Origin of the sequence: Neobacillus dielmonensis, from assembly GCF_000612665.1 — a bacterium.
GTDB lineage: Bacteria > Bacillota > Bacilli > Bacillales > Cytobacillaceae > Neobacillus > Neobacillus dielmonensis.
The window spans coordinates 1-26,195 of the sequence record NZ_HG942035.1; the positions used below are offsets into that span (position 1 = coordinate 1).

The window sequence follows — 26,195 nt, forward strand, 5'->3', positions numbered from 1 at the left end:
TTATCTAGTTTTGAGGGAATGAAAAAATTAAAATTTCCTCTTGCAAAATATGAAAAAGACATTATAATAAAATAGTGTCGAATAAATAGTCTGGCGGCGATGGCGAGAAGGTCACACCCGTTTCCATACCGAACACGGAAGTTAAGCTTCTCAGCGCCGATGGTAGTTGGGGCGAAAGCCCCTGTGAGAGTAGGACGTTGCCAGGCGGTCTATATTATTCCGCAGTAGCTCAGTGGTAGAGCTATCGGCTGTTAACCGATCGGTCGTAGGTTCGAATCCTACCTGCGGAGCCATTAAATGGAGAGCTGTCCGAGTGGCCGAAGGAGCACGATTGGAAATCGTGTATACGTTAACCGCGTATCAAGGGTTCAAATCCCTTGCTCTCCGCCATTAAATTTTAGGCCCCTTGGTCAAGCGGTTAAGACACCGCCCTTTCACGGCGGTAACACGGGTTCGAATCCCGTAGGGGTCACCATTATGGAGGATTAGCTCAGCTGGGAGAGCATCTGCCTTACAAGCAGAGGGTCGGCGGTTCGATCCCGTCATCCTCCACCATATTTCACTTATATTATCGCGGGGTGGAGCAGTCCGGTAGCTCGTCGGGCTCATAACCCGAAGGTCGCAGGTTCAAATCCTGCCCCCGCAATTTGGTCTGGTAGTTCAGTTGGTTAGAATGCCTGCCTGTCACGCAGGAGGTCGCGGGTTCGAGTCCCGTCCAGACCGCCACTTTTGGCTCAGTAGCTCAGTCGGTAGAGCAAAGGACTGAAAATCCTTGTGTCGGCGGTTCGATTCCGTCCTGAGCCACCATTTGTTACTACTATGCCGATGTAGCTCAATAGGTAGAGCAACTGAATCGTAATCAGTAGGTTGGGGGTTCGATTCCTCTCGTCGGCACTTGTTGCTGACAAATTGAATATATGTGGAGGGGTAGCGAAGTGGCTAAACGCGGCGGACTGTAAATCCGCTCCCTCAGGGTTCGGCGGTTCGAATCCGTCCCCCTCCACCATTTTATAGGGGTATAGTTTAAAGGTAGAACGAAGGTCTCCAAAACCTTTGGTGTGGGTTCGATTCCTACTACCCCTGCCATTTTTATGATGGCGGTTGTGGCGAAGTGGTTAACGCACCAGATTGTGGCTCTGGCACTCGTGGGTTCGATTCCCATCAATCGCCCCATTATTTTTAAAAATCAACTAATTATGGGCTATAGCCAAGCGGTAAGGCAACGGACTTTGACTCCGTCATTCGTAGGTTCGAATCCTGCTAGCCCAGTCTTTATGCGGAAGTAGTTCAGTGGTAGAACACCACCTTGCCAAGGTGGGGGTCGCGGGTTCGAATCCCGTCTTCCGCTCCAAATATGGCGGCATAGCCAAGTGGTAAGGCAGAGGTCTGCAAAACCTTTACCACCGGTTCGAATCCGGTTGCCGCCTCCATAATTTGCCGGTGTGGCGGAATTGGCAGACGCGCACGACTCAAAATCGTGTTCCGTAAGGAGTGTCGGTTCGACCCCGACCACCGGTATCCCAAAAGGATTCTCACAGAAGTGAGAATTCTTTTTTTATGCCAAATTTGTACGAGTTAGTGGTAACATCGCTTGCTGTAAGATAGAAAAAGGAGTTCGAGGTGCTTAATACTGGCTCAATAAGGAAATTCAAAAGAGCAATAAATATTAATTAAAACATTTATCAATCTTTCAACCAAAACGTATAATCCCCTGCTATGAGTGCAAATTATTGAAATAAAAGTTGTCTCTTCTAGATAAATGGAAAGGAGAATAACATACAATGCGCACTCAACGCTTCCAATTGCCGCTGCAAACCTTAAGTCTTGTGGTGGGCTTCATGGTTTGGGTCATCATTTCATCTTTAATGCCTTTTATCAAAAAGGACATCTCCTTATCAGCCAATCAAATCGCTTGGGTCACGGCCGTCCCTGTCATCTTGGGTTCATTGTTGCGAATTTTTTTGGGGTATTGGACAAATAGATTTGGTGCACGAACGATCTTTTTTATCAGCTTTGTAATCATGATATTCCCGGTTTTTTATATTAGTATTGCTGACTCGATGATGGATTTAATTGTTGGAGGATTGGTTCTTGGCGTAGGGGGAGCTGTTTTTTCCATCGGTGTAACGTCGATACCGAAATACTATCCCAAGGAACGCCACGGGTTCGTTAACGGTATTTATGGTGCGGGTAATATTGGAACAGCGGTTACCTCGTTTTCAGCACCGATTCTGGCAGACAAGTTTGGGTGGTCCACGACGGTGCGGTTATTTCTGGTTCCAGTTATCCTATTTGCATTGTTAAATTTTTTACTCGGTGACCGTAAGGAAGCCAAGGTACATAAACCATTGACTGAACAAATCAGAAGTGTTTATAAGAATGAAAAATTATGGTTTTTAAGTTTGTTCTATTTTATTACTTTTGGTTCTTTTGTTGCTTTCACCGTTTATCTACCAAACTTTTTAGTATCGAACTTTAACCTCACTTCTGTAGATGCTGGACTGCGAACAGCAGGTTTTATCACTTTAGCCACTATTTTGCGGCCTGTCGGTGGTTGGCTTGGTGATAAGTTTAATCCCTTTTTCATTTTGTTCTTTGTATTTGGCGGATTGACTTTATCAGGCGTATTGCTATCCTTTTCACCCAACATTACATTGTACTCAATTGGCTGTTTAACGGTAGCCTTTTGTGCTGGAATCGGGAATGGGACGATTTTTAAACTGGTTCCCTACTATTTTTCAAAACAAGCTGGTATTGCTAACGGGATTGTATCCGCATTGGGTGGTCTCGGCGGCTTCTTCCCGCCTCTCGTCCTTTCAACCGTTTTTAATATGACCGGGCATTATGCCATCGGGTTCATGTCATTGGCGATGTTTGCTTTGGCAAGCTTTGTGATTGTGGTATGGATGTATTACATAGACAGATTGAGTTTAGAAACCAAAATCATGGAAAATGTCGGTCAGAGTATGATGGTCACCAACACAAAAGGCATTATCGAAAAAGTAAACCATGCTTTCACAAAGGTCACGGGTTACGAGGCCGAAGAGGTGCAAGGAAAGAATCCGAATATCTTACAATCAGGAAAACATGACCGGAAGTTTTACGATAAAATGTGGGAAGCGATAAAAAAAGAGGGGTATTGGCAAGGAGAAATTTGGAACAAACGGAAGAATGGCGATACATACCTGGAATGGCTCACCATTAGTGAGGTCAGAAATGACGCCGGCGAAGTAAAATATTATTTAGGGCTGTTCAGTGATATCACACAAAAACGGAGTTGAGGGATTTACCCTTGGCTCCTTTTTTGTTTAGGATGGATTTAATTGGAAAAACTTTCTATTATAAGTACGGCAATAATCGACAAATGCCGTATAAGCCGAAAAGGATGTGATTGTATGTCAGGACCAAGTTTACGGAGACAGGATGCTCACTCCACGATTCATGATGCTGCATTAAATGAGGCAAAGGAATTAAGGGACGTGTTTCAAAAATGTTTACTGGAGGGGGAAAAGGCAAAAGCATTGCAAGTCGCAGAAATCACGATTGAACACTGGGAGTCACGGACACTTAAGCATGCAGATGCAGAAGAAGAAGGATTATATAAAGAAATGGCGGAGGAAAGCCCCGAACTGCTAAACGTGGTAACCCGGTTGACACGGGATCATGATTTGATGCGGAGAATCGTCCATCAATTGAAGGACTCCCTTGCCACGGGTGAAGTCAACCAGCAAATGCTTTCCTATATGGATTCCCTGTTAATTATTGATTCCATTCATAATGACGATGAGATGAATAATCTTCTTGGACATGAAGCATCCTAAATTTTAGTAATTAATGGGAAAGGAAATTAATAATGGAAAAAACGAGATTGATGCGTTTTGCTGCTCCCGTTCTTTATGAGAAAATGGCTGAAGTTTTCTCATTCTATCATATTCATCCTTTTGACTTCCATGGAACGTTACAGGAAGTTGAAGACGGATTTGAAATAACGATCATGTTTTCAACAAACTTTTCCCAGTCGGTAACGACGCTCGTCACTTTTGAACAAGCAAGAAATCCTGATGAACAGGTAATTCGTTTTTTTAAACAGACGGCCGAGCAGTGTAAAACGCAATTAATTGCGGACTATTACAAAATGATCAAACTATAAAAGGAGCTGTATGCGTTGTTTTCTTTTGAATCGGATGCCTTGTTGGTGGATGACCGTGAAGATTTAATTGCGGTGCTGCAAATGAGATTTGGGCGCATGGCTGCGGAAGTTATCGAGCATATATATGGGATCGGTGACTATCATACTCTTCAGCGGTTAATTTTAGCTGCTGCCAATGCTGCAAGCTGGGAAATCTTCGAGGAAGAGCTCCAAGCTAGTAACCATTCATTTCGTTTAATTGGCGAAGAATTCAATCCATTACGAGACCAAGTGAAAGGATGGGAACGCAGAGATGGAGAAAAGAAAAAATAAATTGCTGCATTCACTGAAACATTTAACCCGTGGCGAAAGGATTAACGATGGCTGGACGGAGGAAAACCCGCGCCCACGGGATTGGGAATCTGTTTATCGCAATCGCTGGGGATTCGATAAAATTGTCCGGTCTACGCACGGTGTCAATTGTACCGGGTCCTGCAGCTGGCGCATCCATGTAAAAGACGGGATTATTACTTGGGAAACGCAGCAAACGGATTATCCATCAACCGGAGATGATTTTCCTGAATATGAACCGAGAGGATGCCCCCGTGGCGCCAGTTTTTCTTGGTATACATATAGTCCCACACGTGTGAAATATCCATATGTTCGAGGCGATCTCTATGGTTTATGGAAAGAAGAGCTTGAGAAAGGCGAAAGTCCTGTTCAGGCATGGGAAAATATAGTGACAAACCCAGATAAACGGAAGCAATATGTCAAGGCCAGAGGTAAAGGTGGTTTTGTCCGCGGCACCTGGAATGATGTGAGTCAGATGATCGCTGCCGCCACTATTTATACCATAAAAAAATTTGGCCCTGACCGGATTGCCGGATTTAGTCCGATACCGGCCATGTCCATGGTCAGCTACGCTGGCGGGGCAAGGTTTTTATCATTGATTGGCGGTACAATCCTAAGCTTTTACGATTGGTATGCTGACCTGCCGCCTGCTTCTCCGCAGGTCTGGGGCGACCAGACAGATGTTCCAGAAAGCGGGGATTGGTTTAATTCCAAGTATTTTATTATTTGGGGGACTAACATCCCACAAACCCGGACACCCGATGCCCATTTTATGGTGGAGGCTCGATACAACGGAACGAAAGTAGTCGGAGTAAGTCCTGATTACGCGGAATATGATAAATTCGCCGACATTTGGCTGCCGGCTAAAGCGGGAACCGACGGGGCCCTGGCGATGGCCATGACCCATGTGATTTTAAAAGAATTCTACGTAGATAAAGAGACTCCGTATTTTCAAGAATATGCGAAACAATATACGGATTTACCGTTCCTGGTTCTCCTGCAAAAGCAGCAGAATGGGGGTTATCGTTCCGATCGCTTCTTGCGGGCTTCCGATTTGTCTGACAGCCAGGAACTTGGTGAGTGGAAAACGGTTGTCTGGGATGAAGCCACAAATAACTTTGCGATCCCGAACGGGAGTGAGGGATTTCGCTGGGATAAGAGCCAAAAGTGGAATTTGGATTTAGAAAATATCAACCCGAAGATGTCTTTAATAAAAGATTCGGACGAAACAGCGCTGGTGGAATTTCCTTACTTTGGGGAAAAGGATGGCGGCGTTGTAAAGCGCGGTGTTCCGATAAAAAGAGTTAAGGATCAATCCGGAACGGAACTGATTATCACGACTGTTTTTGACCTGTTTCTCGCTCATTCCGGGGTGAATAGGGAATTACCTGGTGAATATCCAATCGATTATAATGACGAGTCCAGGCCATATACCCCTGCTTGGCAGGAGAGTATTACTGGGGTGAAAAAAGAACACGTCATTCAAGTGGCAAGGGAGTTTGCTGAGAACGCCGCTTTGACAAAGGGAAAATCCATGATTGCTATGGGTGGTGGAACCAATCACTGGTTTCATAGTGATCAAATTTATCGATCAATATTGAATCTGATCTTGCTGACCGGTTCCCAAGGTGTGAATGGCGGCGGATGGGCCCATTATGTCGGGCAGGAAAAGGTACGTCCCTTGGAGGGATTTTCACAAATAGCCTTTGCCAATGACTGGGTGAAATCACCGCGGCTTATGAATGGTACCTCCTTCTTTTATTTTGCTACAGAGCAATTCAGGTATGAATACGAAAAACAGGAAGATAAGACCGAGTGGGGGAGTAAGTATTCTTCTATCCACCCTGCAGATTTTAATGCCATGGCTGCCCGTTTGGGATGGCTGCCAAGCTTTCCGCAGCTTACACAGAATTCTCTTGATGTCATGCGGGAAGCTAGAAAGCGGAATACGGATGATCAGGCACTGGTTCAGGATATTGCCAAACAGCTCGAACAGGGAAAGCTTGAGTTTGCGATTGAGAACCCAAATGACCCTCGTAATTTCCCTCGTGTCTTTTTTAATTGGCGCTCTAATTTATTAGGGGATAGCGGAAAGGGGCATGAATATTTTGTTAGGCATTTGATCGGTTCGTCTGATGCATTGTTTGCGGAATCAGAGAGCTCCTGGCAGCCAGAAACCATTAAGCTTTCGGAAAAACCACCAGAAGGAAAAACAGATCTATTTGTCAGCATGGATTTCCGGATGACCAGTTCAGGTTTGTTTTCGGATATCATCCTGCCAGCTGCGACTTGGTATGAAAAACATGATATCAGCAGTACCGACCTGCACCCATTTATACATCCGTTTAATGCGGCCATCAGTCCGCCTTGGGAAACCCGGAGTGACTGGGATGCCTTCAGGGAAATTGCCCGCGCATTTTCGGAACTTGCCAAGGATCATCTTCCCGCCCAGGAGGATTTGGTTATGTCCCCGCTGGCCCATGACACCATTAATCAAATTGCCCAACCGTTGGGCAAGGTGAAAGATTGGCGCAAAGGTGAAACAAAAGGAATCCCCGGTAAAACGATGCCAAACTTTAATATCGTCAAACGGGACTACCCGCATGTATATGAGATGTGGATTACCGTTGGACCGAATATTAAGACCGGCTATGGAACAAAGGCGGTCCAATATTCGGGAAAGGTTTATCCTGAATTAATGGACAGGCTCGGAAAATCCAAGCATGAAGGAATTGGCAAAGGGTTTCCGGACCTTTATTCCGATAAACAAGCGATTAATGCCATCTTGTTAATGTCTGGAGCGAGCAATGGTAAGCGGGCTGTAGAGGGATGGAAATCGCTAGAAAGTATTACAGGCAAAAAGCTCTCTGACATTGCAGCCAACCGTGAGGAAGAGGATTACACACTGGACGCGTTAACCATACAGCCGCGGCAGGCCATCTCCTCGCCTGTATGGAGCGGTATGGAGAAGGACAACCGTCGCTATTCTCCATTTACAGTAAATAAGGAATATCACATTCCATGGCGGACTCTTACTGGAAGACAAAGTTTCTATCTTGACCACGAGGTAATCCTTGATTATGGTGAAGGCCTTCCCTTGTATATCCCTCCGATAACAAAAGGCTCTTTTATGAAAGGAGAACAGCAGGTAGAAAATAGCGGGAAATCCATCAGTCTCCGTTATATGACCCCGCACCAAAAATGGGGAATTCACACGATGTTTACTGATTCCACCAATATGGTGCAATTGTTTCGGGGCTGGCAGGTCGTCTGGATGAATGAACAGGATGCGGCCGAGATAGGTATCAAGGACAATGATTGGATTGAGGTCTATAACCGAAATGGGGCGGTTGTCGCAAGGGCGGTTGTCACGTATCGTATGCCGCGCGGCGCGGTATATATGCACCATGCACAGGACCGGACGATGGGGGTTCCCGCTAATACGATTAACAAAGTCCGGGGAGGAACCCATAACAGCGTTACGAGGATCGTTCCCAAATCAACCCATATGATTGGCGGCTATTCCCAGCTTAGCTATGGATTTAACTATTATGGGCCGACGGGCAGCCAGCGGGACACAATGGCGATTATTCGTCCGTTGAAGGAGGTTGATTGGCGTGAGGATTAAAGCACAGGTTGCCATGGTCATGCATTTGGATAAATGCATTGGCTGCCATACTTGTTCAGTAACATGTAAGAATGTTTGGACCAACCGTCCAGGCATGGAATATGTCTGGTTTAATAATGTTGAAACCCGTCCTGGTACAGGCTATCCAAAACAATGGGAAAACACGGACCGCTATAAAGGCGGCTGGGTCCTACGGAATGGAAAGCTTCACCTGCGTGCTGGCGGGCCTGTAACGAAGCTGGCAAGTATTTTTTACAATCCGAACATGGCGGATATGAATGAATTTTATGAGCCATGGACATATGATTTTCAACACCTCCACAAAAGGAAAAAAGGCGATAGCATCCCAGTTGCCCGCCCTCGTTCGACTATCACGGGAGACTTTATCGACAAACCTGAATGGGGACCCAACTGGGATGATGACTTGGCTGGCGGAAGTGAAACTGTTCCGCTTGACCCGAACGTACAGAAGCTGCAAGAGCATATTGCTATGGAATATGAAAAAACCTTCATGATGTATTTGCCGCGGATTTGCGAACATTGCTTGAATCCATCATGTGTTGCTTCGTGTCCATCAGGAGCTTTGTATAAGCGAGACGAAGATGGCATTGTCCTAGTGGACCAGGATGCGTGCCGGGGATGGCGCTTCTGTATGAACGGCTGTCCCTACCATAAGGTATATTACAATTGGAACACGCATAAGGCAGAAAAGTGCAATTTCTGTTACCCGCGTACCGAAGCCGGTCTGCCAACCATTTGCTCGGAAACTTGTGTTGGACGGATTCGTTATATCGGAGTCGTTTTATACGATGCCGACAGAGTAAAAGCTGCGGCCTCGGTGGAAGACCCAAAAGATTTATATGAGTCTCAGCTTTCAGTATTCTTAGATCCGTTTGATCCGGAAGTGATTGCCGAAGCAGAAATACAAGGAATTAATCACAGTTGGATTGAAAGTGCCCAACAGTCTCCTGTCTATAAGCTGGCCATGAAATGGAAAATCGCGCTTCCGCTTCATCCGGAGTACCGGACATTACCAATGGTATGGTATGTTCCACCTCTAAGTCCCATCATGAATCATATTACTAACGAGCAAGAGCTTAGTGCGGAAGGTTATATACCTGCTGTTGATCAAATGAGAATCCCGATGGAATACCTGGCTTCCTTGTTAACAGCTGACGATACCGCCGTTATTCGCAGGGTGTTGTTGAAAATGGCCGCCATGCGGGTTCATATGCGGGCCAAAACAGTAGGCGGGATTGACTTTTCAGATGAAAGTAAGCTGTTAAAAGAAGCCGATACGACCCCTGAAGAGTTGGAAGAGATGGCCAGATTGCTGGCGGTAGCTAAGTATAATGAACGGTTTGTGATCCCGACCGGCCGGCGTGAGATGAACAATGATTTGGATTATAAACGAGGGGCATGCAGCATTGAAGAACTGGCACCGCCAGAAGGAAAGGTGACATATCCTTTCGAAAGAAGCGAGGGATTATGACGGAAAAGAAAGCGATTTTGTTATTAATGGCGAGAATATTAGACTATCCAGACAAAGCCTTTTTCCAAGGCCAATCTGAAGTGGAAGAATGGCTTTGTGAGAAGGTTAATGAAATATCCGTTCGTGATGAGATTTTGAGCAGGATTCGGCCGCTTTTTGAGCTGAAGATAGAAGAACTTCAAGAGTTATATGTAGATACTTTTGATTACCATGACAAAACCAATCTATATTTAACGGCGCATGAACTGGGGGACAGTAAAAAACGCGGTGCGGCCCTGATTCAAATGCAAAAACTCATAATGGAAGCTGGCTTTGACTTCCATGGCAAGGAATTGGCTGATTATATTCCAATGCTCTTGGAACTATTAGCGGTTGCTTCAGAAGACGAGAAACTTTTGAAGTTATCAAGACGGGTGGCCTATGCCATTAACCGTGTGCTTACGCACCTTGAAGAAGGTAATCCTTATAAACAAGCGATTCAATTATTACAGATGTTTGTCCTTGAAGGGTTAAAGCTTGAAGAAATATCTATGCTTGAGAACCTAAGAGAAGAAGCTGATTTAAAAGAGCTTCCCTACCCGTTGATGTACGGGTAAACAGGAGGGATGATTTTGGAAGTCTTGTTTTGGTGGACGATATTTCCCTATATGTGCGGAACCATCCTAGTTGTTGCGACTTTTTATCGATTTGTCTACAGGGGAAAAAGCTGGACTGCTCCTTCGACTGAAATCTTTGAAAAGAAATGGCTGCGGGTAGGGTCAATGCTGTTTCATTACGGGATTATCTTCGCTTTTATTGGCCATATAATGGGTGTTCTAATTCCTATAGAGGTGTATAATGCCATTGGTGTAAATGATGAAACATATCATTTCTTCGCCATTGCTGGCGGCGGACTTGCGGGACTGATGGTGGTTATAGGCTTACTTGTTTTGTTTTTCAGGAAATTTGCCCATCCAAGAGTTCGGGCTCATACAACGGCTGGCGGTTATTTTACTATTATTTGGCTTTTGTTGGTTGCTGGTTTAGGTACGTATATGACATTAATTTATAATACAACAGTTGGTGCCTTCGAATATCGTTTAGCGATTGGCCCATGGTTTAGGAGTCTATTCACCTTACACCCTATGGCAGATTTAATGATTGGAGTTCCGCTGCTTTTTAAGATACATGTGATTGTTTCGTTTATTTTATTCGCGATGATTCCATTTACATCCCTAGTTCATATGTTTAGTTTTCCGCTGCGATACCCGACACGTGCTCCGCAGCAATACAGGGCGCGGGATGGGTATAACAAAAATAGCCGATAGTAAAAGCAGTAAGGTCTGTCCAAATGAAGAGGTTGTTCATGAGGACAAAAATCTGATGAACTTACAAAGTTTGATCCTCATGAAGTTGTCATGAGGATCAAAAACTGGTGAATTTATAAGATTTTGTCCTCATGAACTCTGGATACCTTATCCCTCCTATTTCGACAGAATTTATGTATAATGCTTGACTGATCAATCGAATCCTTGTAAAATATAATAGTCATTTTCAATAACAACTCTAAATGCGGGTGTAGTTTAGTGGTAAAACCACAGCCTTCCAAGCTGTTGTTGTGGGTTCGATTCCCATCACCCGCTCCATACATAGTGACTAACGCAGTGTGTCGGTTTCACAAAGAACGATGCATTGCGTTATTTATTTTTACTCACTTTTTAGCGGCATCGATTATTTGGTAGGAACCCTCGCCACCATGAATTTGCACAAACATATTCAGTAACGATTCCGTTAGTTTTTCAGCTTTATCCAAATCGGTGGATGGCTGTAAATAAATGATTTGTAATGCGTTCCTGGTTTTGAGAGTCACTGCAGTCCTTTCAGAATCGACAAACGGACTGCCAAATGGCCCATCCTGGTCGGCTGATACAATTAAATGGTCCAGCGAATTACTTCTGCCATTCAGCCCTATGTATTCCTCCTCTGTTGCCCCAATTCGAATCTCAACATTTCCTTTAAGTACATCCGCATCATAGATTCCGATAGGTACTTCATATTTTAGTGAAAAGAAATTATTAAGATCTGTAGCGCTTTGTACTGATGGTACGAAATTCTGCTTTTGAATCCTTCGATACAGGGCCTCCGCTGAGTGTCGGTACCGATTTGGGTCCTTGCCTGTCTGTTTGAAAACCTCCCGCCACTCCTGAATGCCAGGGAAGTCAGTCATCGTTTTGCTATCAAAGTCAAAGTATATGGATTCCTGAAAAAGCCGTAATCTTCCTTTTAACATTTGCGGTGATTCTGACACAGTAATATTCTTATATGTGATGATGCCTGCTTTAAAACCAGGAATTAGGTTAATTAATTCTGTAGATACCCGAATTTCCAACGATTCCACCTCCAAAATTTCCTGAAAATAGTTTATCATAATTAATTGTTAGTTAATAATTTAACATCTTCACTTTTCATAAATCCATCTTAGGCAGAAAGGAGGTACTTTAAGTGACCTATAATGATTTAAAAGCTGAAATTATTGCTTATAGCATAGAAATTGGTATTGATAAAATAGGTTTTACTACTGCGGATCCATTTCTCGAACTTAGAAATAGGTTAATTCGCCAGCAAGAGTTAGGTTACGAATCAGGCTTTGAAGAACCTAACATTGAAAAACGTGTCAACCCTGCTGGTTTACTAGATGGAGCCAATTCCATTATATCTATTGCCCTGGCATATCCATCGAAAATGAAGTATCGAGTAGAAAGTAAAATAGGGGAACGGCGAGGAATCTTTAGCCGGGCATCCTGGGGATTAGACTACCATCATATACTTAAAGACAGATTAGAGAAGCTCGAAGCCTTTATCATAGCAAAAGTTCCAGAAGCTAAAGTAAAGTCTATGGTCGATACTGGAGAACTATCGGACCGGGCCGTTGCTGAACGTGCAGGGATTGGCTGGAGTGGGAAAAACTGTGCTGTCATTACTCCAGAGTTTGGTTCTTACGTCTATTTAGGAGAAATGATCACTAATCTTCCCCTTGAACCGGATGAACCAATGGAAGACCAATGTGGTTCCTGTACGAAATGTTTAGAAGCCTGTCCCACTGGTGCTCTTGTGCAAGGCGGGCAGATTAATGCCAAGCGCTGCATCTCATTTTTAACGCAGACAAAGGAAATGATACCGGAAGAGTTTAGAGATAAAATTGGCAATCGGTTATATGGTTGTGATTCCTGTCAGACGGCTTGCCCATACAACAAGGGAAAGGATTTTCATTTTCACGAAGAAATGGAACCTGACCCAGAGATTGCTAAGCCACTATTAAAACCCATTCTTTTATTAAGCAACCGTGAATTTAAGAAGATGTTCGGTACAGCTTCTGGCTCCTGGCGAGGGAAAAGACCAATTCAACGTAACGCCATTATTGCGCTTGCACATTTTAAAGACGAAACAGCCGTAACTGAACTAACTCAAATTATTGAGAATGAACCCCATCCAGCAATAAAGGGAACGGCTATTTGGGCGCTGGGGAAAATTGGTGGAGAAACAGCATATGCTGCACTAATTAATATAAAAAATAGGGAAAAAGACCCTGATATCCAAAATGAGATTGCAAAAGGACTAAATAAGATTGAAAGTAAAAGAGCGAACTAAGTATCGCTCTTTTTTTCATTACTTCTTCATATGCATGAAAAGAAGGGAGCTGAGTGTGAATGCGGGAAGCGTTTCAACGACTTTTTGAAACCAGGATGGAACAATTACTAGGAAATCAAAAGACAGATGAAACTTTTATGAAAGCAGAAAAGAAGTTGGAGTCACTTAATAAACGATCCGCTGAGGTTGTTAAAATTAAAGCAACTGGAAATATTATAGAATCTGCCGATGACGGGGAACTTCAAAGAGTTAATTACCTTGCCCATTATCAGTACCTTATTAAACAAAAAGGAAACCTTTATATGGAAGAGGAAACAGAAGAAAGAGTAGCAAAGTTCTTTAAAGGCTCGCTAGTCGGAGATGAGGAAATCAAGCAGACAGTCCACCAGAATCATCCAGTGGAGATAAACATCCGAGAAGATGCTGATTGGGGAGAGCGGCTTAGTTATGCATATAATCGCTTAAAAGCAGTACAGTATGCTGAACGCTGGTGGAATACACCTAATCCTGCTTATAAAAAGTTTGAGAATAACTGTACCAATTATATTTCCCAATGTCTCACTGCGGGCGGGGCACCAATGAGAGGCCAGCCAAACCGTAGTAACGGATGGTGGTATAACCATGCAAATTGGAGCTATAGCTGGGCTGTCGCTCACACACTAAGAGTGTATCTAAATCAATCCCAAGTTGGATTAAGGGCGAAGGAAGTCAGCAGCCCCGACCAGTTATTGTTAGGTGATGTGATTTGTTATGACTTTGAAGGAGACGGCAGATTTAATCACAATACCATCGTTACAGGCAAGGATGCCTACGGTATGCCTCTTGTAAATGCCAATACGTATAATAGCCGAATGCGGTACTGGTCCTATGAGGATTCCTCTGCCTACACTCCAAATATCAAATATAAATTCTTTTCGATTATTGATGGATGAGGTTTATTCTTTGAAGGGAATAATGAGAGTGGTATAATGGCATGTAGAGTTTTTAGATGAGGTGAAAGAATTGTCAAACCACATAGTATTATACCAGCCTGAAATCCCTTCTAATACGGGAAATATCGCACGCTCTTGTGCAGCCACTAATACCACCTTACACCTTATTCGGCCATTGGGTTTCTCGACTGATGATAAAATGTTAAAACGGGCTGGCTTGGATTATTGGGAGTTCGTTACTATTATTTATTATAATTCCCTAGAGGAGTTTGTAGAAAAAAATCCAAACGGTCAATTTTATTATTTAACCAAGTTTGGAAATATACCACATAGCTCGGTAGATTATAGTGATTTGAATAAAGATTACTATTTTATTTTTGGACGGGAAACATCAGGGTTGCCAAAAGAATTGATTGAAAAAAATTTAGACCGTGCACTGCGGATTCCGATGAATGATAATGTTCGCTCATTAAACTTATCTAATACTGCCGCGATTGTCATATATGAAGCATTGCGTCAGCAAGACTATCCAAACTTATTTGAAAAAGGGCCTGAACCAAAATAGGCCTTTTTTCTCTATTTACGCAAGGAGGAATAGGACATGAATGAATTAATTAAAACAATTTTGAACCACCGTTCCATCCGCCATTTTGAGGACAAGCCCCTAACAGAAGAGCAAGTAAAAACCATCGTACAATCAGCACAAAGTGCATCAACTTCCAGTTTTGTTCAAGCCTATTCGATTATTGGCATTAAAAACAAGGAAAAAAAGAAAAAATTAGCGGAGCTTGCCGGTAACCAAGAGTATGTAGAAAAGAACGGTCATTTTTTTGTTTTCTGTGCCGATCTTTACCGCCACAGTTTAATTGGTGAACAAGAACAAAAGGATATCATTCCATCAATTGAAAGCACCGAGAAATTCATGGTGTGTTTAATTGATGCATCGCTAGCGGCGCAAAATGCTGCGATTGCTGCAGAATCAATGGGGCTGGGGATTTGCTACATAGGGGGAATCCGAAATAATCTTGAAGGGGTAAAGGAGCTATTAAAAACACCTGAACGGGTTATCCCGCTGTTTGGACTTGCTGTTGGATGGCCCCAAAAAATTACAGGCCAAAAGCCAAGACTCCCCTTGCAGCATATTTACCATGAAGAGGAATATCAACAGAATCCGAATGTTTATTTATCGCAGCTGAGAGAATACGATGAGCTAATCTCAAGCTACTATGAACAAAGAACCGGAGGGAAAAGAAAAGACCGCTGGACAGAGCAAATTGCCAACATGCTTGAACGGAAAAACAGAATGTACATGAAGGAATTTGTCCAAAACAACAAACTTGATTTAAGATAAAGGGCCGCTTAAAAGCAGCCCTTTTTGATTATTTTACCCCTGGTTTATCGTTGTACCCTGCAGAAAAAATTGCCGCCAAAAATGCAATCATAACAAGAAGGATTAAGAAAAGACTCATAATTATGTATTGCCCCCCTTTTTTAGTTCAAGTATTATTTTTCATTCATATACATATTATTATAGCCTAACCAAAGAAAATGAAAAAGAGTAAGATGGGCTGACCGCAAAAAAAGAAATACAGGCTTGTTTACGCATGTTCAATTGAACAAGTGCATAGAGTATATTAATCGTCTCTGACAATCACAGGGGGAGGGTATAAATGGATATCTTAAAAAAAATTGAAAGATTCCGTGAAGAAGAGGAAAAGCTGCGCTGGGAAGGAACATTTGCCGATTATTTACAATTGCTGAAGGAAAGGCCGTGGGTAGCACAGTCTGCACATTCTCGAGTTTATAATATGATTAAGGATGCCGGTATTGAGGAAGTCAATGGAAAGAAAAAATACAATTTCTTTAGTAACCAATTATTTGGTTTAGAGGAAGCTTTGGAACGTTTGGTGGAGGAATATTTCCATCCTGCAGCCAAACGACTTGATGTAAGAAAAAGAATATTGCTGTTAATGGGACCAGTCAGTGGTGGTAAATCAACTCTTGTCACTATGCTTAAAAGAGGTTTAGAAAAATATTCACTTACAGACAGAGGTTCGGTTTTTGCCATAAAAGGCTGTCCTATGCATGAAGACCCACTCCATTTAATTCCACATCACTTACGCCAAGACTTTTACGATGAATATGGTGTCCGGATTGAAGGTAATCTTTCTCCGCTCAATATGATGCGCTTAGAACAAGATTATGGCGGCAGGATTGAAGATGTCTTGGTTGAAAGAATCTTTTTCTCCGAGGATAAACGTACAGGGATTGGAACATTCAGTCCATCGGATCCCAAATCACAGGATATTGCCGATCTAACCGGCAGTATTGATTTTTCCACTATTGCTGAATTTGGGTCAGAATCAGATCCTCGAGCTTACCGGTTTGATGGCGAGTTGAATAAGGCAAACCGCGGGATGATGGAGTTCCAAGAAATGCTGAAATGTGATGAGAAATTTCTATGGCACTTGCTCTCGTTAACACAGGAAGGGAACTTTAAGGCAGGCCGATTTGCGTTAATTTCGGCTGATGAGTTGATTGTTGCGCATACAAACGAAACAGAATATCGTTCTTTTATCTCTAATAAGAAAAATGAAGCCCTCCATTCGCGGATAATCGTCATGCCAATTCCTTATAATTTAAAAGTGACTGAAGAAGAAAGAATCTATGAAAAAATGATTAAAGAAAGCGATGTTGCTGATGTCCATATTGCCCCACATACGCTAAGAGTTGCTGCCATGTTTACGATTCTGACGCGGTTGAAGGAACCAAAAAAGGGTGATATCGACCTTGTAAAGAAAATGCGTCTTTATGATGGGGAGAGCGTTGATGGATTTAACTCTGCTGATGTCGAGGAGTTAAAGAAAGAATATCCGGATGAAGGCATGAGCGGGATTGATCCGCGGTATGTTATTAACCGTATTTCGTCCACTATTATTCGTAAGGAAGTGCCGTCTATAAATGCACTTGATGTATTAAGATCGTTAATGGATGGGCTCAATCAGCATCCATCTATCACGGCTGAACTTCGCGAAAGGTATATGAATTATATTGCCTTAGCCCGAAAAGAGTATGATACGATTGCCAAAAATGAAGTTCAAAAAGCATTTGTATACTCATACGAGGAATCTGCAAAAACATTAATGAATAATTACTTGGATAACGTTGAGGCTTACTGTAATAAAGCGAAGCTACGTGACCCGCTTACCGGTGAAGAAATTAATCCAGATGAAAAACTAATGCGTTCCATAGAAGAACAAATTGGCATTTCGGAAAACGCCAAAAAGGCATTCAGAGAAGAAATCCTTATCAGAATTTCTGCCTTTGCAAGAAAAGGCAAGCGGTTTGACTATAACTCCCACGACCGTTTGAGAGAAGCCATTCAGAAGAAACTGTTCGCAGATCTAAAAGATGTAGTGAAAATAACGACTTCAACTAAAACTCCGGATGAACAGCAATTAAAGAAAATTAACGAAGTTGTTGCAAGGTTGGTTGATGAACATGGTTATAACTCTACATCCGCCAATGAATTACTTAGATATGTCGGCAGTTTATTAAATCGCTAAAATAGAAGATTGGCAGGAGATCTGCCAGTCTTTTTTGTCTCTTAATGGCCCTGAAGGGTTGTCTTTTCAAAAAGGCTTGTCCATCTTTATAGGTAAACAACCAATTGTCAAAATTCTTTGTAAATTATTATTGTTTCTTGCATAGGATAAAGTAATCCATCATTATCGGTCTTATTTCCATTCGCGTTATTGTATGAAATGATTCCAAATGTGTGCATGGATTAAAAACTTTTTAAGGAGGGGTTTACATGTCCGTCAATAACCAACAATATGTCATTTCGAAAGAAGATTGGTCCCTCCACCGTAAAGGCCACGATGACCAGCAGCGGCATCAGGAGAAAGTCCAAGAGGCAATTCGCAATAATTTACCGGACCTTATTACAGAAGAAAGCATCATTATGTCTAACGGTCGAGATGTGGTAAAAATTCCAATCCGTTCATTGGACGAATATAAAATTCGTTATAATTATGACAAAAACAAACACGTGGGCCAAGGTGATGGTGACAGTCAAATCGGCGATGTAGTGGCACGTGACGGATCAAGCCAGCAAAAAGGTCCCGGTAAGGGGCAAGGTGCCGGGGACCAGGCGGGTGAAGATTATTTTGAGGCGGAAGTTTCTTTAATGGAGCTTGAAGAAGCATTATTCAAGCAGCTGGAACTGCCAAATTTAAAGCGGAAAGAAGAACAGGAGCATTTAGTCGAGAACATTGAATTTAATGATATCCGTAAAACCGGTCTTATGGGGAATATTGATAAAAAGCGGACCATGATGTCGGCCTTTAAACGGAATGCGATGAATGGAAAACCGGCATTCCATCCAATTTACAAGGAAGACCTGAAATTTAAGACCTGGAATGAGGTAGTAAAGCCAGATTCCAAAGCGGTCGTCATAGCAATGATGGATACCAGTGGTTCGATGGGAATATGGGAAAAGTATATGGCACGAAGCTTCTTTTTCTGGATGACACGTTTCTTGAGAACAAAATATGAGACAGTGGAGATTGAATTTATTGCCCACCACACCGAAGCGAAAATAGTGTCTGAAGAAGATTTCTTCTCTAAAGGAGAGAGTGGCGGAACCATTTGTTCATCCGCCTATCGAAAAGCCCTCGAGATTATCAATGATAAATATAGCCCTCGCAAGTATAACATTTATCCATTTCATTTTTCAGACGGTGATAACCTCACATCAGACAATGCCAGGTGTGTAAAACTGGTGGAGGAACTAATGAAGGTATCGAATATGTTTGGATATGGTGAAGTAAATCAATATAACAGGCATTCGACCTTAATGTCAGCTTACAAGAACATTAAAGACGAACAGTTCCGTTACTATATCCTTAAGCAAAAAGCGGATGTGTTTCATGCCATGAAAGCTTTTTTCCAAAAAGAGGATTCAGAAGTATATGCATAAAAGAGGAGGTGCATTTACACCTTCCTTTTTTTTGGTTAATTGGTATAGACAACTATACTTATGGGTAGTATTAGCCTTTCAATAAGGAGGAATAAATTAATGAAACTGCGAAGATTAAGGACCTATACCTATATGAGTTCTACAGCGGCACAATACATCATTAGGAAAATTAAAATCGCTGAAAAGCGGTTTTTTTTAATCCATTAGACTGTAATTTCCATAAATACTTTAGCGAAAATAAACAAAAATAAAAACGCAAGAAAATTTTAAAAAAGGGGGTTTTTAACATGATAAAAAAACCGGTAAGTATTGTATTAACAGCTTTACTCTCCTTAGGACTTGCGGCTTGTAATAACAATGATAACAATGATGCAGTTGATCAGAACCGTCTAAAAACTACAAACAGAGATAATAGAACAAATATGATGGATGTCCGTAATAGAAGAGATAACGGTATTGACCACAATGGTCCACTTACCGAGGATTACAACAATAACGATAATAATGATCCAGATTTTGATGCTAACCTGTTTAATAACCGTAATAAGAACAAAAAAGATCATGATGATACCATTTCTGCGTATCAAACTACTTTGAACAGCAGTCAATATCCCCATACAAGAGCAGTTTTAATGAGGGATGCCAAATATCAATTCATTCAGATTGATCCAAGACAATTTAATTTAGCACAGCCAGCACCGCAGCAGGCACAGCCAGCACCGCAGCAGGCACAGCCAGCACCGCAGCAGGCACAGCCAGCACCGCAGCAGGCACAGCCAGCACCGCAGCAGGCACAGCCAGCACCACAGCAGGCGCAGCCAGCACCGCAGCAGACGAAGTCAGCACCACAACAGGCGCAAGCTAATACTGCGACCTCAGCAACTGTTAGTCAATACGTAAAGCAAGTAATTGAATTAACAAATCAGCAAAGAAGTAAAAATGGTGTGCCAGCCTTAAAGGAAGATACGTTATTAAGCAGTGTGGCGCAAAAGAAAGCAGTGGATATGCAGCAGAACCATTATTTTTCTCATACGAGCCCAACTTATGGATCCCCATTTGACATGATGAGAGACTTCGGTGTGACTTACAAATCAGCTGGAGAAAATATTGCACAAGGGCAGAGGACACCTCAAGAGGTAGTTAATGCATGGATGAACAGCGAAGGACACCGAAAAAACATTCTAAGCCCGAATTTTACTCATATAGGCGTTGGTTTTGAGGAATCCGGGAAGCAGTGGTCACAAATGTTTATTGGGAAATAGAAACGCAAAACCGGCGGACACCCGTCGGTTTATTTGATGCTTTTTCAACTTTTTCATGAATTACCAGTAAAAATAGCTTATAATAGAGAGTGATTGTTATACATATAAAATAGAAAAGGATTTGGAAAAATGATTGGACTAATTATCATTCTAATTTTGGTCTTGTTCCTGCCGTTTTCTGTGAAAAAAGTGGAGCATAATCTAGAAATTTTCCTCTTTATTATGGGAATTGCCGCTGCCACGATTAGTGGCATGATGGAATGGCATCTGATTAAAAAAGCCTTAATTGACCCTATTAATATTACCCTTGCCGTTTTAATTGCTGGGCTGGTTTGCAAATGGCTGCAGGGACCACTTGAAAAGGGCGTACTTTCACTCAGTAAATTACTGTCGCCAAGGATCTTCTTTGCTTTAACAGTCATTATTCTAGGACTAGCTTCTAGTATTATTACTGCGATTATTGCGGCTATCGTATTGGTAATAATCGTCAATACCCTTCCTCTTGACCGTAAATCGGAAATACGCTTCACGGTATTAGCCTGTTTCTCCATCGGGCTTGGAGCGGTACTGACACCAATAGGAGAACCGTTATCCACGATTACCATTAGCAAATTAAATGAGGATTTTTTCTATTTGCTTGAATTAATTGGCCCGGAAGTCATACCAGCGATTCTCGTGCTCGGCGTGTTGACCATGTTTTTGGTTAAGCCTCATGAAAGTGCCACTGGTTTAGATTCGAAGCAAAACGCAGAATCGTTTAGTGAGATTCTAGTTCGGTCACTAAAAATTTACTTGTTTGTCATGGGACTAACATTTTTGGGACACGGGTTTGAACCATTAATTAATGAGTATATTATTGGTCTTCATCCCAACTTATTATATTGGATCAACATGATTTCAGCGATTTTAGACAATGCTACATTGGCAGCCGCGGAAGTCAGTCCGGCAATGAATGCTCAAACGATTCAAGCGGTCTTGCTTGGGTTAATCATTAGCGGTGGCATGCTTATCCCAGGAAATATACCGAATATTATTTCAGCAGGAAAGTTAAACATTACTAGTAAAGAGTGGGCTCGTTTTGGAGTACCAGTGGGACTGCTTATTATGTTGGTTTATTTCCTAATCCTAATCGTTTTATATTAGAGGATATTTTTGTTATCCGGCTTATCATAGTCATCAATTTTGTCTAGAAAATTCATGGCCAGAGCACAATAGCCGGATAACAGTATTTATTTTATTTGTTTTTCATCAAAAACAAAATGGATAATCTGTGAAAACTTAATGTCGAAATATCTACCATCCTAATTTTTTGATTAATCTAAGTGTTTCTAAGTGTTCCGGTTTAACTACCTCATATAATCCTTCATGGCGTTTAACAAGTGATTTTCCTTTTTCAGTTGCGATTGCTCTTGTCATCGATGTTCCATCCAATACCTTCCATCCTTCTTTCTGTTTTTTTAATTTGAGGTCAATAATTCCAAGACGATTTCCAAAAGCACCTGCCATCACCACTGGAATTCGATTGATTTGTCCCTTCTTTAAGTTAGTGTGGGGGAGGTTCTGGTAAGAAGGTCCAGGAAATATACTATGCGAATGGCCAGCAAGGATGGCATCAATTCCTGGGATCTTCGTTAAATAATAGACAGCGTTTTCGGTATCAGGACGATAGGGATCACTGCTAATTCCAGTATGGGCAAGGGCAATGATTATGTCTGCACCTTCAGCCTTTATGAGAGGAATAAAGGTTTTTGCTGTTTCTACAATGGGTTTCGCATAGACTCTTCCTTCTAAATTCGATTTATCCCACCTCATTATTTGAACTGGCATAAAGCTAATGACCCCAATTTTTAGTTCATGCTTGACCCCATTTTGGTCAATGACGTTTCGCTTTAGAATGACATATGGGGTAAAGTAGGGAACGTTATGCTTTATGGAATAAACGTTTGCATTCAATACTGGCATTTCTGCCCCTTGTAAGGCTGCCTTAAGAAACTTTAACCCATAATTAAATTCATGATTTCCAATCGCAATTGCATCATAATTTAAATAATTGAATGCCCTGTATACAGGATGGATCATTCCCTTATGAATCCCTTTAATTCTAGCTAAATATTCGCCAAGGGGATTTCCTTTTAAATGGTCTCCATTATCAAACAATAAAGAATTACTGGCTTCCTTTCTTGCCTTGCGTATTAAGGAAGCAGTTTTCACAAGTCCTACCCGGTTATTGATTCTATTTTGGTAATAATCATAATTGACCAAGTCAGCATGTATATCCGTCGTTTCCAGTACTCGCAGATCAACGAGAACCTCATTCAGTGCTGTTTCTGCTGCAAAAACTTGGGAAGCGGATGTTTGTAAAGCTAATGTGAGAGTAAGGATGTTCAGCCAAATAAGTTTAGAAAACAAGATTGGAACCTCCTTTAATTAGCAAGTATGGTTCCATTAGTATTTGTTGATTTTCACTCGTTATGTTGATACTCAGATAATATTCTTTAAAAATATGTTTAGTAAAAAGGAAAACAAGCTTAATCGTTTAAGGGCTGAATGAGTGAACTCTACGTAAACACGTATCTTTTGATTTTAGTTTACAAGAGATAATTTACTTTGTTATAGTTACTTTGGACAAACTAAAGGCACAGTACCATGAATATAAGAAAGACTTGGAGGGTTATCAATGACTCAAAATATTGCCAGAATGATTGACCATACATTATTGAAAGCGGATGCGACTAAAGATCAGATTACTCAATTAGTTAATGAAGCAAAAGAATACTCCTTTGCTTCTGTTTGTGTTAATCCAACCTGGGTTAAAGATGCGGCTGAAATGTTAAAGGATACACCAGATGTGAAGGTATGTACGGTAATTGGGTTCCCACTTGGAGCTTCCACTTCTGAAACAAAAGCGTTTGAAACTAGTAATGCCATTGACAACGGTGCTGACGAAATTGATATGGTACTTAACATCGGCGCATTAAAAGGCGGCCAGTATGGAGTAGTAGAAGAGGATATTAAGGCCGTTGTAGATGCGGCAAAAGGGAAAGCACTTGTAAAAGTGATCATTGAAACCTGTTTGCTAACGGATGAGGAGAAGGTTAAAGCTTGTGAGCTATCGGTAAAAGCAGGTGCTGACTTCGTTAAAACCTCAACCGGTTTTTCGACTGGGGGAGCTACAGTTGAAGATATACGACTAATGCGTAAAACAGTGGGTCCTGATCTTGGCGTAAAAGCTTCTGGCGGTGTCCGGAGCCGGGAAGACGCTTTAGCCATGGTAGAGGCTGGGGCAACCAGAATTGGGGCAAGCTCTGGAATTGCTATATGCAAAGGTGAAATATCAAACAGCCAGTACTAAAAGAAAAAGGACATTTTTTAAATAAGGCTCTGTTAGACGATAATTTGATAATTTAACTCTGTTGATTGGAGCGAAAATCAACATCCAAATTTAACATAGCCTTAAATTAAAAACCCAGGGAAATCGGTTCCCCTGGGTTTCTTATTTCTAATCTCTTAAAAGAAAAGGTTTAAAAAGAAGTAAATGATTGTTGCTATTAAGGCAGTGATTGGCAATGTGATTACCCATGTAATGACCATTCGTTGAGCGGTATCCCATTTAACCCCTCTAATACGATGGGCAGATCCAACCCCTAAAATACCTGAAGAAATAACGTGTGTGGTGCTGACTGGCAAATGAATAAAAGTAGCACCGAAAATGACAGCTGCACCTGTGAGGTCTGCTGCAACACCGTTAATCGGCCGAATTTTCATGATTTTGCCACCTACGGTTTTGATAATTTTCCACCCACCAATTGATGTACCTAAACCCATTGCAGCTGCACAGGAAATCTGTACCCAAAAGGGGACATCTGCATTCGCAGGCAAGTAGGAACTAGAGATAAGAGCAAGGGTAATAATTCCCATCGACTTTTGTGCATCGTTAGTACCATGCGAATAGGATTGTAATGCAGCAGTAGCTATTTGGATATAACGGAACCTGCGATTTGTTTTGGCCAGATTAAAATTCTTAAAAGCCACTTTAAAAATACTGTATAAGATATAGCCAATGACAAATGCCAAGATTGGAGAAAGAATCAAGGCTTCAATGATTTTTAGAAATCCGCCATAATTGAGTACAGCAAATCCTTCAGCAGCAATGGCGGCACCGGCTATGGAGCCTATAATAGCATGTGATGAACTGCTGGGAATCCCAAAATACCATGTTAATAAATTCCATATGATTGCAGATACCAATGCGGCAAGGATCACTACCGATCCGTTGCCCAACGCAAAGGGATCGACAATATCTTTAGATACAGTTTTTGCGACGCCTGTGAAGGTTAACGCACCGACAAAATTCATGATAGCAGCCATCATTATAGCGTGCCGAGGCTTTAAGGCTTTTGTTGAAACAGCAGTGGCTATTGCATTTGCAGTATCATGGAAGCCATTAATAAAATCAAATGCAAGAGCGCCGATTACAATAAGAATGGTTAAAATTAAAACAAGACTCATATTATTGCTCCCTTATGCATTTTTCATGATGATCGTTTCAAGAGTATTAGCCACAGTTTGACAATAGTCTGCGATGTCTTCCAGATTTTCATAAATTTCTTTGTATTGAATGATCCGGATTGGGTCTTTCTCTATATTAAATAAATTCTTAATCGATGAACGCAGCACATTGTCACATTTTGATTCATAATCTTTAATCTTAATCGCGTGTTCTCGAATTTGTGGCAGCTTTTTATTTGACAATAGTGCCACTGCAGCATCTATTTCTACAACGCTGCCTTGAATGGAGGAGACAAATTGTTGCATAAAGTCATCTGCTTGAGTGATTGAGTACATTTCAAACAGTGCAGCCGTTGCTTCCAGTCCGTCTAATACATCATCCATGCTCATGGCCAGATGCAAAATGTCTTCCCGTTCAATTGGGGTGATGAAAGCATCATTTAATTCCTTAATGACTTCATGGACAAATGTATCACCCTTTGATTCAAATTCCTTCATTTTTTCAGAAAAAATTTTCAAATCACTAATGTTTTTCAGTTTATAATCGGCAAAAAAATTTGAACTCTCTTTTAGATTCGCTGAAATATTATTTAGTAATACAGAAAACTTATCATTCTTTTTGAATGCCATATGTATACCCTCCAAAATTCGTGAAAATTCACCTTAACCCAAACCATTTTATCTGATATTTGTCGGAAAAAGAAAGATTTCTTAATAAAATTTACAAAAACTTAACATTAAATCATTTGAAACGGAAGATATATTAATGATTACTATGGCCTATGAAGAATTGAATTATGTAACAAATTGGAATCGGTACAAAAGCATATACCTAAATTTTTTATGTTTATAAATAAGTATTTAGGGAATGTTACAGGTAAGGCGGTGTCAAATCAAACTGCCTAAAAGAGTAAGCTCCGGCGCTTATGGATAAGTGAAATAAATGAATACTGTAAAGGAGTGTTCTAATAGTGAGCTTTATTTGGGCATTAATAGTTGGTGGAATCATTGGATGGTTAGCTGGTCTTATTGTTGGCAGAGATGTGCCAGGCGGCATTATTGGCAATATTATTGCTGGTTTTGTAGGAGCGTGGCTGGGAACGGCCATTTTAGGAAATTGGGGACCACGGGTTGCTGATTTTGCCATAATACCGGCCATTATTGGTTCTGCAGTTTTGGTACTGCTGTTAAGCTTTATTATGAGAGCATTTAGAAAAGCCAGCTAAAAATAAATATAAAAAGACAAGCCTCCATATTTGGAGGCTTGTCAGGCTGTCGAAAAAC

The 26,195-nt window shown here is 41.5% G+C and carries 22 protein-coding genes, 16 tRNA genes and 1 rRNA gene; 35 read left to right on the forward strand and 4 right to left on the reverse strand.

What is annotated here, in order from left to right; translation table 11 throughout:
• Positions 1–89: 89 nt before the first annotated feature.
• The 25 genes from rrf (at position 90) to BN2425_RS03565 (ending at position 11,225) form a co-directional block, all read left to right on the forward strand.
• A 5S ribosomal RNA gene (gene rrf / locus BN2425_RS03445) occupies positions 90–206 on the forward strand.
• Between the two features lie 12 nt (positions 207–218).
• Positions 219–293 (forward strand) — tRNA-Asn (locus tag BN2425_RS03450).
• A 6-nt stretch (positions 294–299) separates the two neighbouring features.
• Positions 300–390: transfer RNA gene (locus BN2425_RS03455), tRNA-Ser, on the forward strand.
• 10 nt (positions 391–400) lie between these two features.
• A tRNA-Glu gene (locus tag BN2425_RS03460) sits at positions 401–475 on the forward strand.
• Positions 476–479: 4 nt separating this feature from the next.
• Positions 480–555: transfer RNA gene (locus BN2425_RS03465), tRNA-Val, on the forward strand.
• 17 nt (positions 556–572) lie between these two features.
• Positions 573–646: transfer RNA gene (locus tag BN2425_RS03470), tRNA-Met, on the forward strand.
• Between the two features lie 3 nt (positions 647–649).
• Positions 650–726, forward strand: a tRNA-Asp gene (locus BN2425_RS03475).
• Positions 727–731: 5 nt separating this feature from the next.
• A tRNA-Phe gene (locus BN2425_RS03480) sits at positions 732–807 on the forward strand.
• 14 nt (positions 808–821) lie between these two features.
• Positions 822–894 (forward strand) — tRNA-Thr (locus BN2425_RS03485).
• A 27-nt stretch (positions 895–921) separates the two neighbouring features.
• Positions 922–1,006 (forward strand) — tRNA-Tyr (locus BN2425_RS03490).
• A 6-nt stretch (positions 1,007–1,012) separates the two neighbouring features.
• A tRNA-Trp gene (locus BN2425_RS03495) sits at positions 1,013–1,086 on the forward strand.
• Positions 1,087–1,097: 11 nt separating this feature from the next.
• Positions 1,098–1,173: transfer RNA gene (locus BN2425_RS03500), tRNA-His, on the forward strand.
• A gap of 24 nt (positions 1,174–1,197) precedes the next feature.
• Positions 1,198–1,269, forward strand: a tRNA-Gln gene (locus BN2425_RS03505).
• A 7-nt stretch (positions 1,270–1,276) separates the two neighbouring features.
• Positions 1,277–1,351: transfer RNA gene (locus BN2425_RS03510), tRNA-Gly, on the forward strand.
• A gap of 5 nt (positions 1,352–1,356) precedes the next feature.
• Positions 1,357–1,430 (forward strand) — tRNA-Cys (locus BN2425_RS03515).
• Between the two features lie 6 nt (positions 1,431–1,436).
• A tRNA-Leu gene (locus BN2425_RS03520) sits at positions 1,437–1,518 on the forward strand.
• 263 nt (positions 1,519–1,781) lie between these two features.
• On the forward strand, positions 1,782–3,281 hold the full coding sequence (locus BN2425_RS03525; protein WP_042455068.1) for a nitrate/nitrite transporter: 1,500 nt from the start codon (positions 1,782–1,784) through the stop codon (positions 3,279–3,281).
• Positions 3,282–3,395: 114 nt separating this feature from the next.
• On the forward strand, positions 3,396–3,821 hold the full coding sequence (locus BN2425_RS03530) for a hemerythrin domain-containing protein (RefSeq protein WP_042455070.1): 426 nt from the start codon (positions 3,396–3,398) through the stop codon (positions 3,819–3,821).
• 32 nt (positions 3,822–3,853) lie between these two features.
• Positions 3,854–4,150: a hypothetical protein gene (locus tag BN2425_RS03535; RefSeq protein ID WP_042455072.1), complete on the forward strand. Its 297-nt coding sequence runs from the start codon at positions 3,854–3,856 to the stop codon at positions 4,148–4,150.
• Positions 4,151–4,165: 15 nt separating this feature from the next.
• Positions 4,166–4,462 carry a hypothetical protein gene (locus BN2425_RS03540; protein ID WP_042455073.1) on the forward strand — a complete coding sequence of 99 codons (297 nt, stop codon included), beginning with the start codon at positions 4,166–4,168 and terminating at the stop codon, positions 4,460–4,462.
• Positions 4,443–8,108 (forward strand): nitrate reductase subunit alpha, encoded by a 3,666-nt coding sequence (locus BN2425_RS03545; protein WP_042455075.1) that lies wholly within the window; start codon positions 4,443–4,445, stop codon positions 8,106–8,108. Before BN2425_RS03540 ends, BN2425_RS03545 begins: the two co-directional genes overlap by 20 nt.
• Entirely contained in the window at positions 8,098–9,600 is a 1,503-nt protein-coding gene (gene narH, locus BN2425_RS03550; RefSeq protein WP_042455078.1) for a nitrate reductase subunit beta, read from the forward strand. The genes BN2425_RS03545 and narH overlap by 11 nt, the downstream gene beginning before the upstream one ends.
• Positions 9,597–10,196 carry a nitrate reductase molybdenum cofactor assembly chaperone gene (gene narJ / locus BN2425_RS03555; RefSeq protein ID WP_042455080.1) on the forward strand — a complete coding sequence of 200 codons (600 nt, stop codon included), beginning with the start codon at positions 9,597–9,599 and terminating at the stop codon, positions 10,194–10,196. Before narH ends, narJ begins: the two co-directional genes overlap by 4 nt.
• A 15-nt stretch (positions 10,197–10,211) precedes the next feature.
• On the forward strand, positions 10,212–10,907 hold the full coding sequence (gene narI / locus BN2425_RS03560; protein ID WP_154663456.1) for a respiratory nitrate reductase subunit gamma: 696 nt from the start codon (positions 10,212–10,214) through the stop codon (positions 10,905–10,907).
• A 244-nt stretch (positions 10,908–11,151) separates the two neighbouring features.
• A tRNA-Gly gene (locus BN2425_RS03565) sits at positions 11,152–11,225 on the forward strand.
• 65 nt (positions 11,226–11,290) lie between these two features.
• Here the strand turns inward: BN2425_RS03565 and BN2425_RS03570 are convergent.
• A complete protein-coding gene (locus BN2425_RS03570) occupies positions 11,291–11,968 on the reverse strand; it encodes a B3/B4 domain-containing protein (RefSeq protein WP_042455082.1) in 678 nt (225 codons plus the stop codon).
• Between the two features lie 113 nt (positions 11,969–12,081).
• Between BN2425_RS03570 and queG the strand changes: the two genes are divergently transcribed.
• From queG to BN2425_RS03610, 8 genes are all read left to right on the forward strand, one after another.
• Positions 12,082–13,227: a tRNA epoxyqueuosine(34) reductase QueG gene (gene queG, locus BN2425_RS03575; RefSeq protein ID WP_042455083.1), complete on the forward strand. Its 1,146-nt coding sequence runs from the start codon at positions 12,082–12,084 to the stop codon at positions 13,225–13,227.
• Between the two features lie 59 nt (positions 13,228–13,286).
• Positions 13,287–14,159, forward strand: coding sequence for an amidase domain-containing protein (locus tag BN2425_RS03580; protein WP_042455086.1), 873 nt, complete (start codon positions 13,287–13,289; stop codon positions 14,157–14,159).
• Between the two features lie 70 nt (positions 14,160–14,229).
• Entirely contained in the window at positions 14,230–14,724 is a 495-nt protein-coding gene (gene trmL / locus BN2425_RS03585) for a tRNA (uridine(34)/cytosine(34)/5-carboxymethylaminomethyluridine(34)-2'-O)-methyltransferase TrmL (protein ID WP_042455088.1), read from the forward strand.
• Positions 14,725–14,760: 36 nt separating this feature from the next.
• On the forward strand, positions 14,761–15,510 hold the full coding sequence (gene nfsA, locus BN2425_RS03590; RefSeq protein WP_042455090.1) for an oxygen-insensitive NADPH nitroreductase: 750 nt from the start codon (positions 14,761–14,763) through the stop codon (positions 15,508–15,510).
• A 319-nt stretch (positions 15,511–15,829) separates the two neighbouring features.
• Complete coding sequence (locus BN2425_RS03595; protein WP_042455092.1) at positions 15,830–17,725, forward strand: PrkA family serine protein kinase; 1,896 nt, start codon at positions 15,830–15,832, stop codon at positions 17,723–17,725.
• Positions 17,726–17,973: 248 nt separating this feature from the next.
• Positions 17,974–19,140, forward strand: coding sequence for a sporulation protein YhbH (yhbH, locus tag BN2425_RS03600; RefSeq protein ID WP_042455094.1), 1,167 nt, complete (start codon positions 17,974–17,976; stop codon positions 19,138–19,140).
• Between the two features lie 287 nt (positions 19,141–19,427).
• The gene (locus tag BN2425_RS22925; RefSeq protein WP_235714563.1) at positions 19,428–20,402 is read left to right on the forward strand and encodes a CAP domain-containing protein; all 975 of its coding nucleotides are present in this window, start codon (positions 19,428–19,430) and stop codon (positions 20,400–20,402) included.
• A 129-nt stretch (positions 20,403–20,531) separates the two neighbouring features.
• Positions 20,532–21,545 carry a DUF1646 family protein gene (locus tag BN2425_RS03610; RefSeq protein ID WP_042455096.1) on the forward strand — a complete coding sequence of 338 codons (1,014 nt, stop codon included), beginning with the start codon at positions 20,532–20,534 and terminating at the stop codon, positions 21,543–21,545.
• Between the two features lie 150 nt (positions 21,546–21,695).
• Here the strand turns inward: BN2425_RS03610 and BN2425_RS03615 are convergent, their stop codons facing one another.
• Positions 21,696–22,811 carry a metallophosphoesterase gene (locus BN2425_RS03615; RefSeq protein ID WP_052352762.1) on the reverse strand — a complete coding sequence of 372 codons (1,116 nt, stop codon included), beginning with the start codon at positions 22,809–22,811 and terminating at the stop codon, positions 21,696–21,698.
• A gap of 268 nt (positions 22,812–23,079) precedes the next feature.
• Here BN2425_RS03615 and deoC point away from each other — a divergent pair, with 268 nt between their 5' ends.
• Positions 23,080–23,754, forward strand: a complete 675-nt coding sequence (gene deoC, locus BN2425_RS03620; RefSeq protein WP_042455097.1) for a deoxyribose-phosphate aldolase — start codon at positions 23,080–23,082, stop codon at positions 23,752–23,754.
• Between the two features lie 155 nt (positions 23,755–23,909).
• Here the strand turns inward: deoC and BN2425_RS03625 are convergent, their stop codons facing one another.
• Both BN2425_RS03625 and BN2425_RS03630 read right to left on the reverse strand, forming a co-directional pair.
• Positions 23,910–24,911, reverse strand: a complete 1,002-nt coding sequence (locus BN2425_RS03625; RefSeq protein WP_042455099.1) for an inorganic phosphate transporter — start codon at positions 24,909–24,911, stop codon at positions 23,910–23,912.
• A 12-nt stretch (positions 24,912–24,923) separates the two neighbouring features.
• Complete coding sequence (locus tag BN2425_RS03630; protein WP_042455101.1) at positions 24,924–25,541, reverse strand: DUF47 domain-containing protein; 618 nt, start codon at positions 25,539–25,541, stop codon at positions 24,924–24,926.
• A gap of 341 nt (positions 25,542–25,882) precedes the next feature.
• On the opposite strand from BN2425_RS03630, the gene BN2425_RS03635 reads away from it, so the two are divergent.
• A complete protein-coding gene (locus tag BN2425_RS03635; RefSeq protein ID WP_195891894.1) occupies positions 25,883–26,137 on the forward strand; it encodes a GlsB/YeaQ/YmgE family stress response membrane protein in 255 nt (84 codons plus the stop codon).
• The last annotated feature ends 58 nt before the right edge of the window (positions 26,138–26,195 follow it).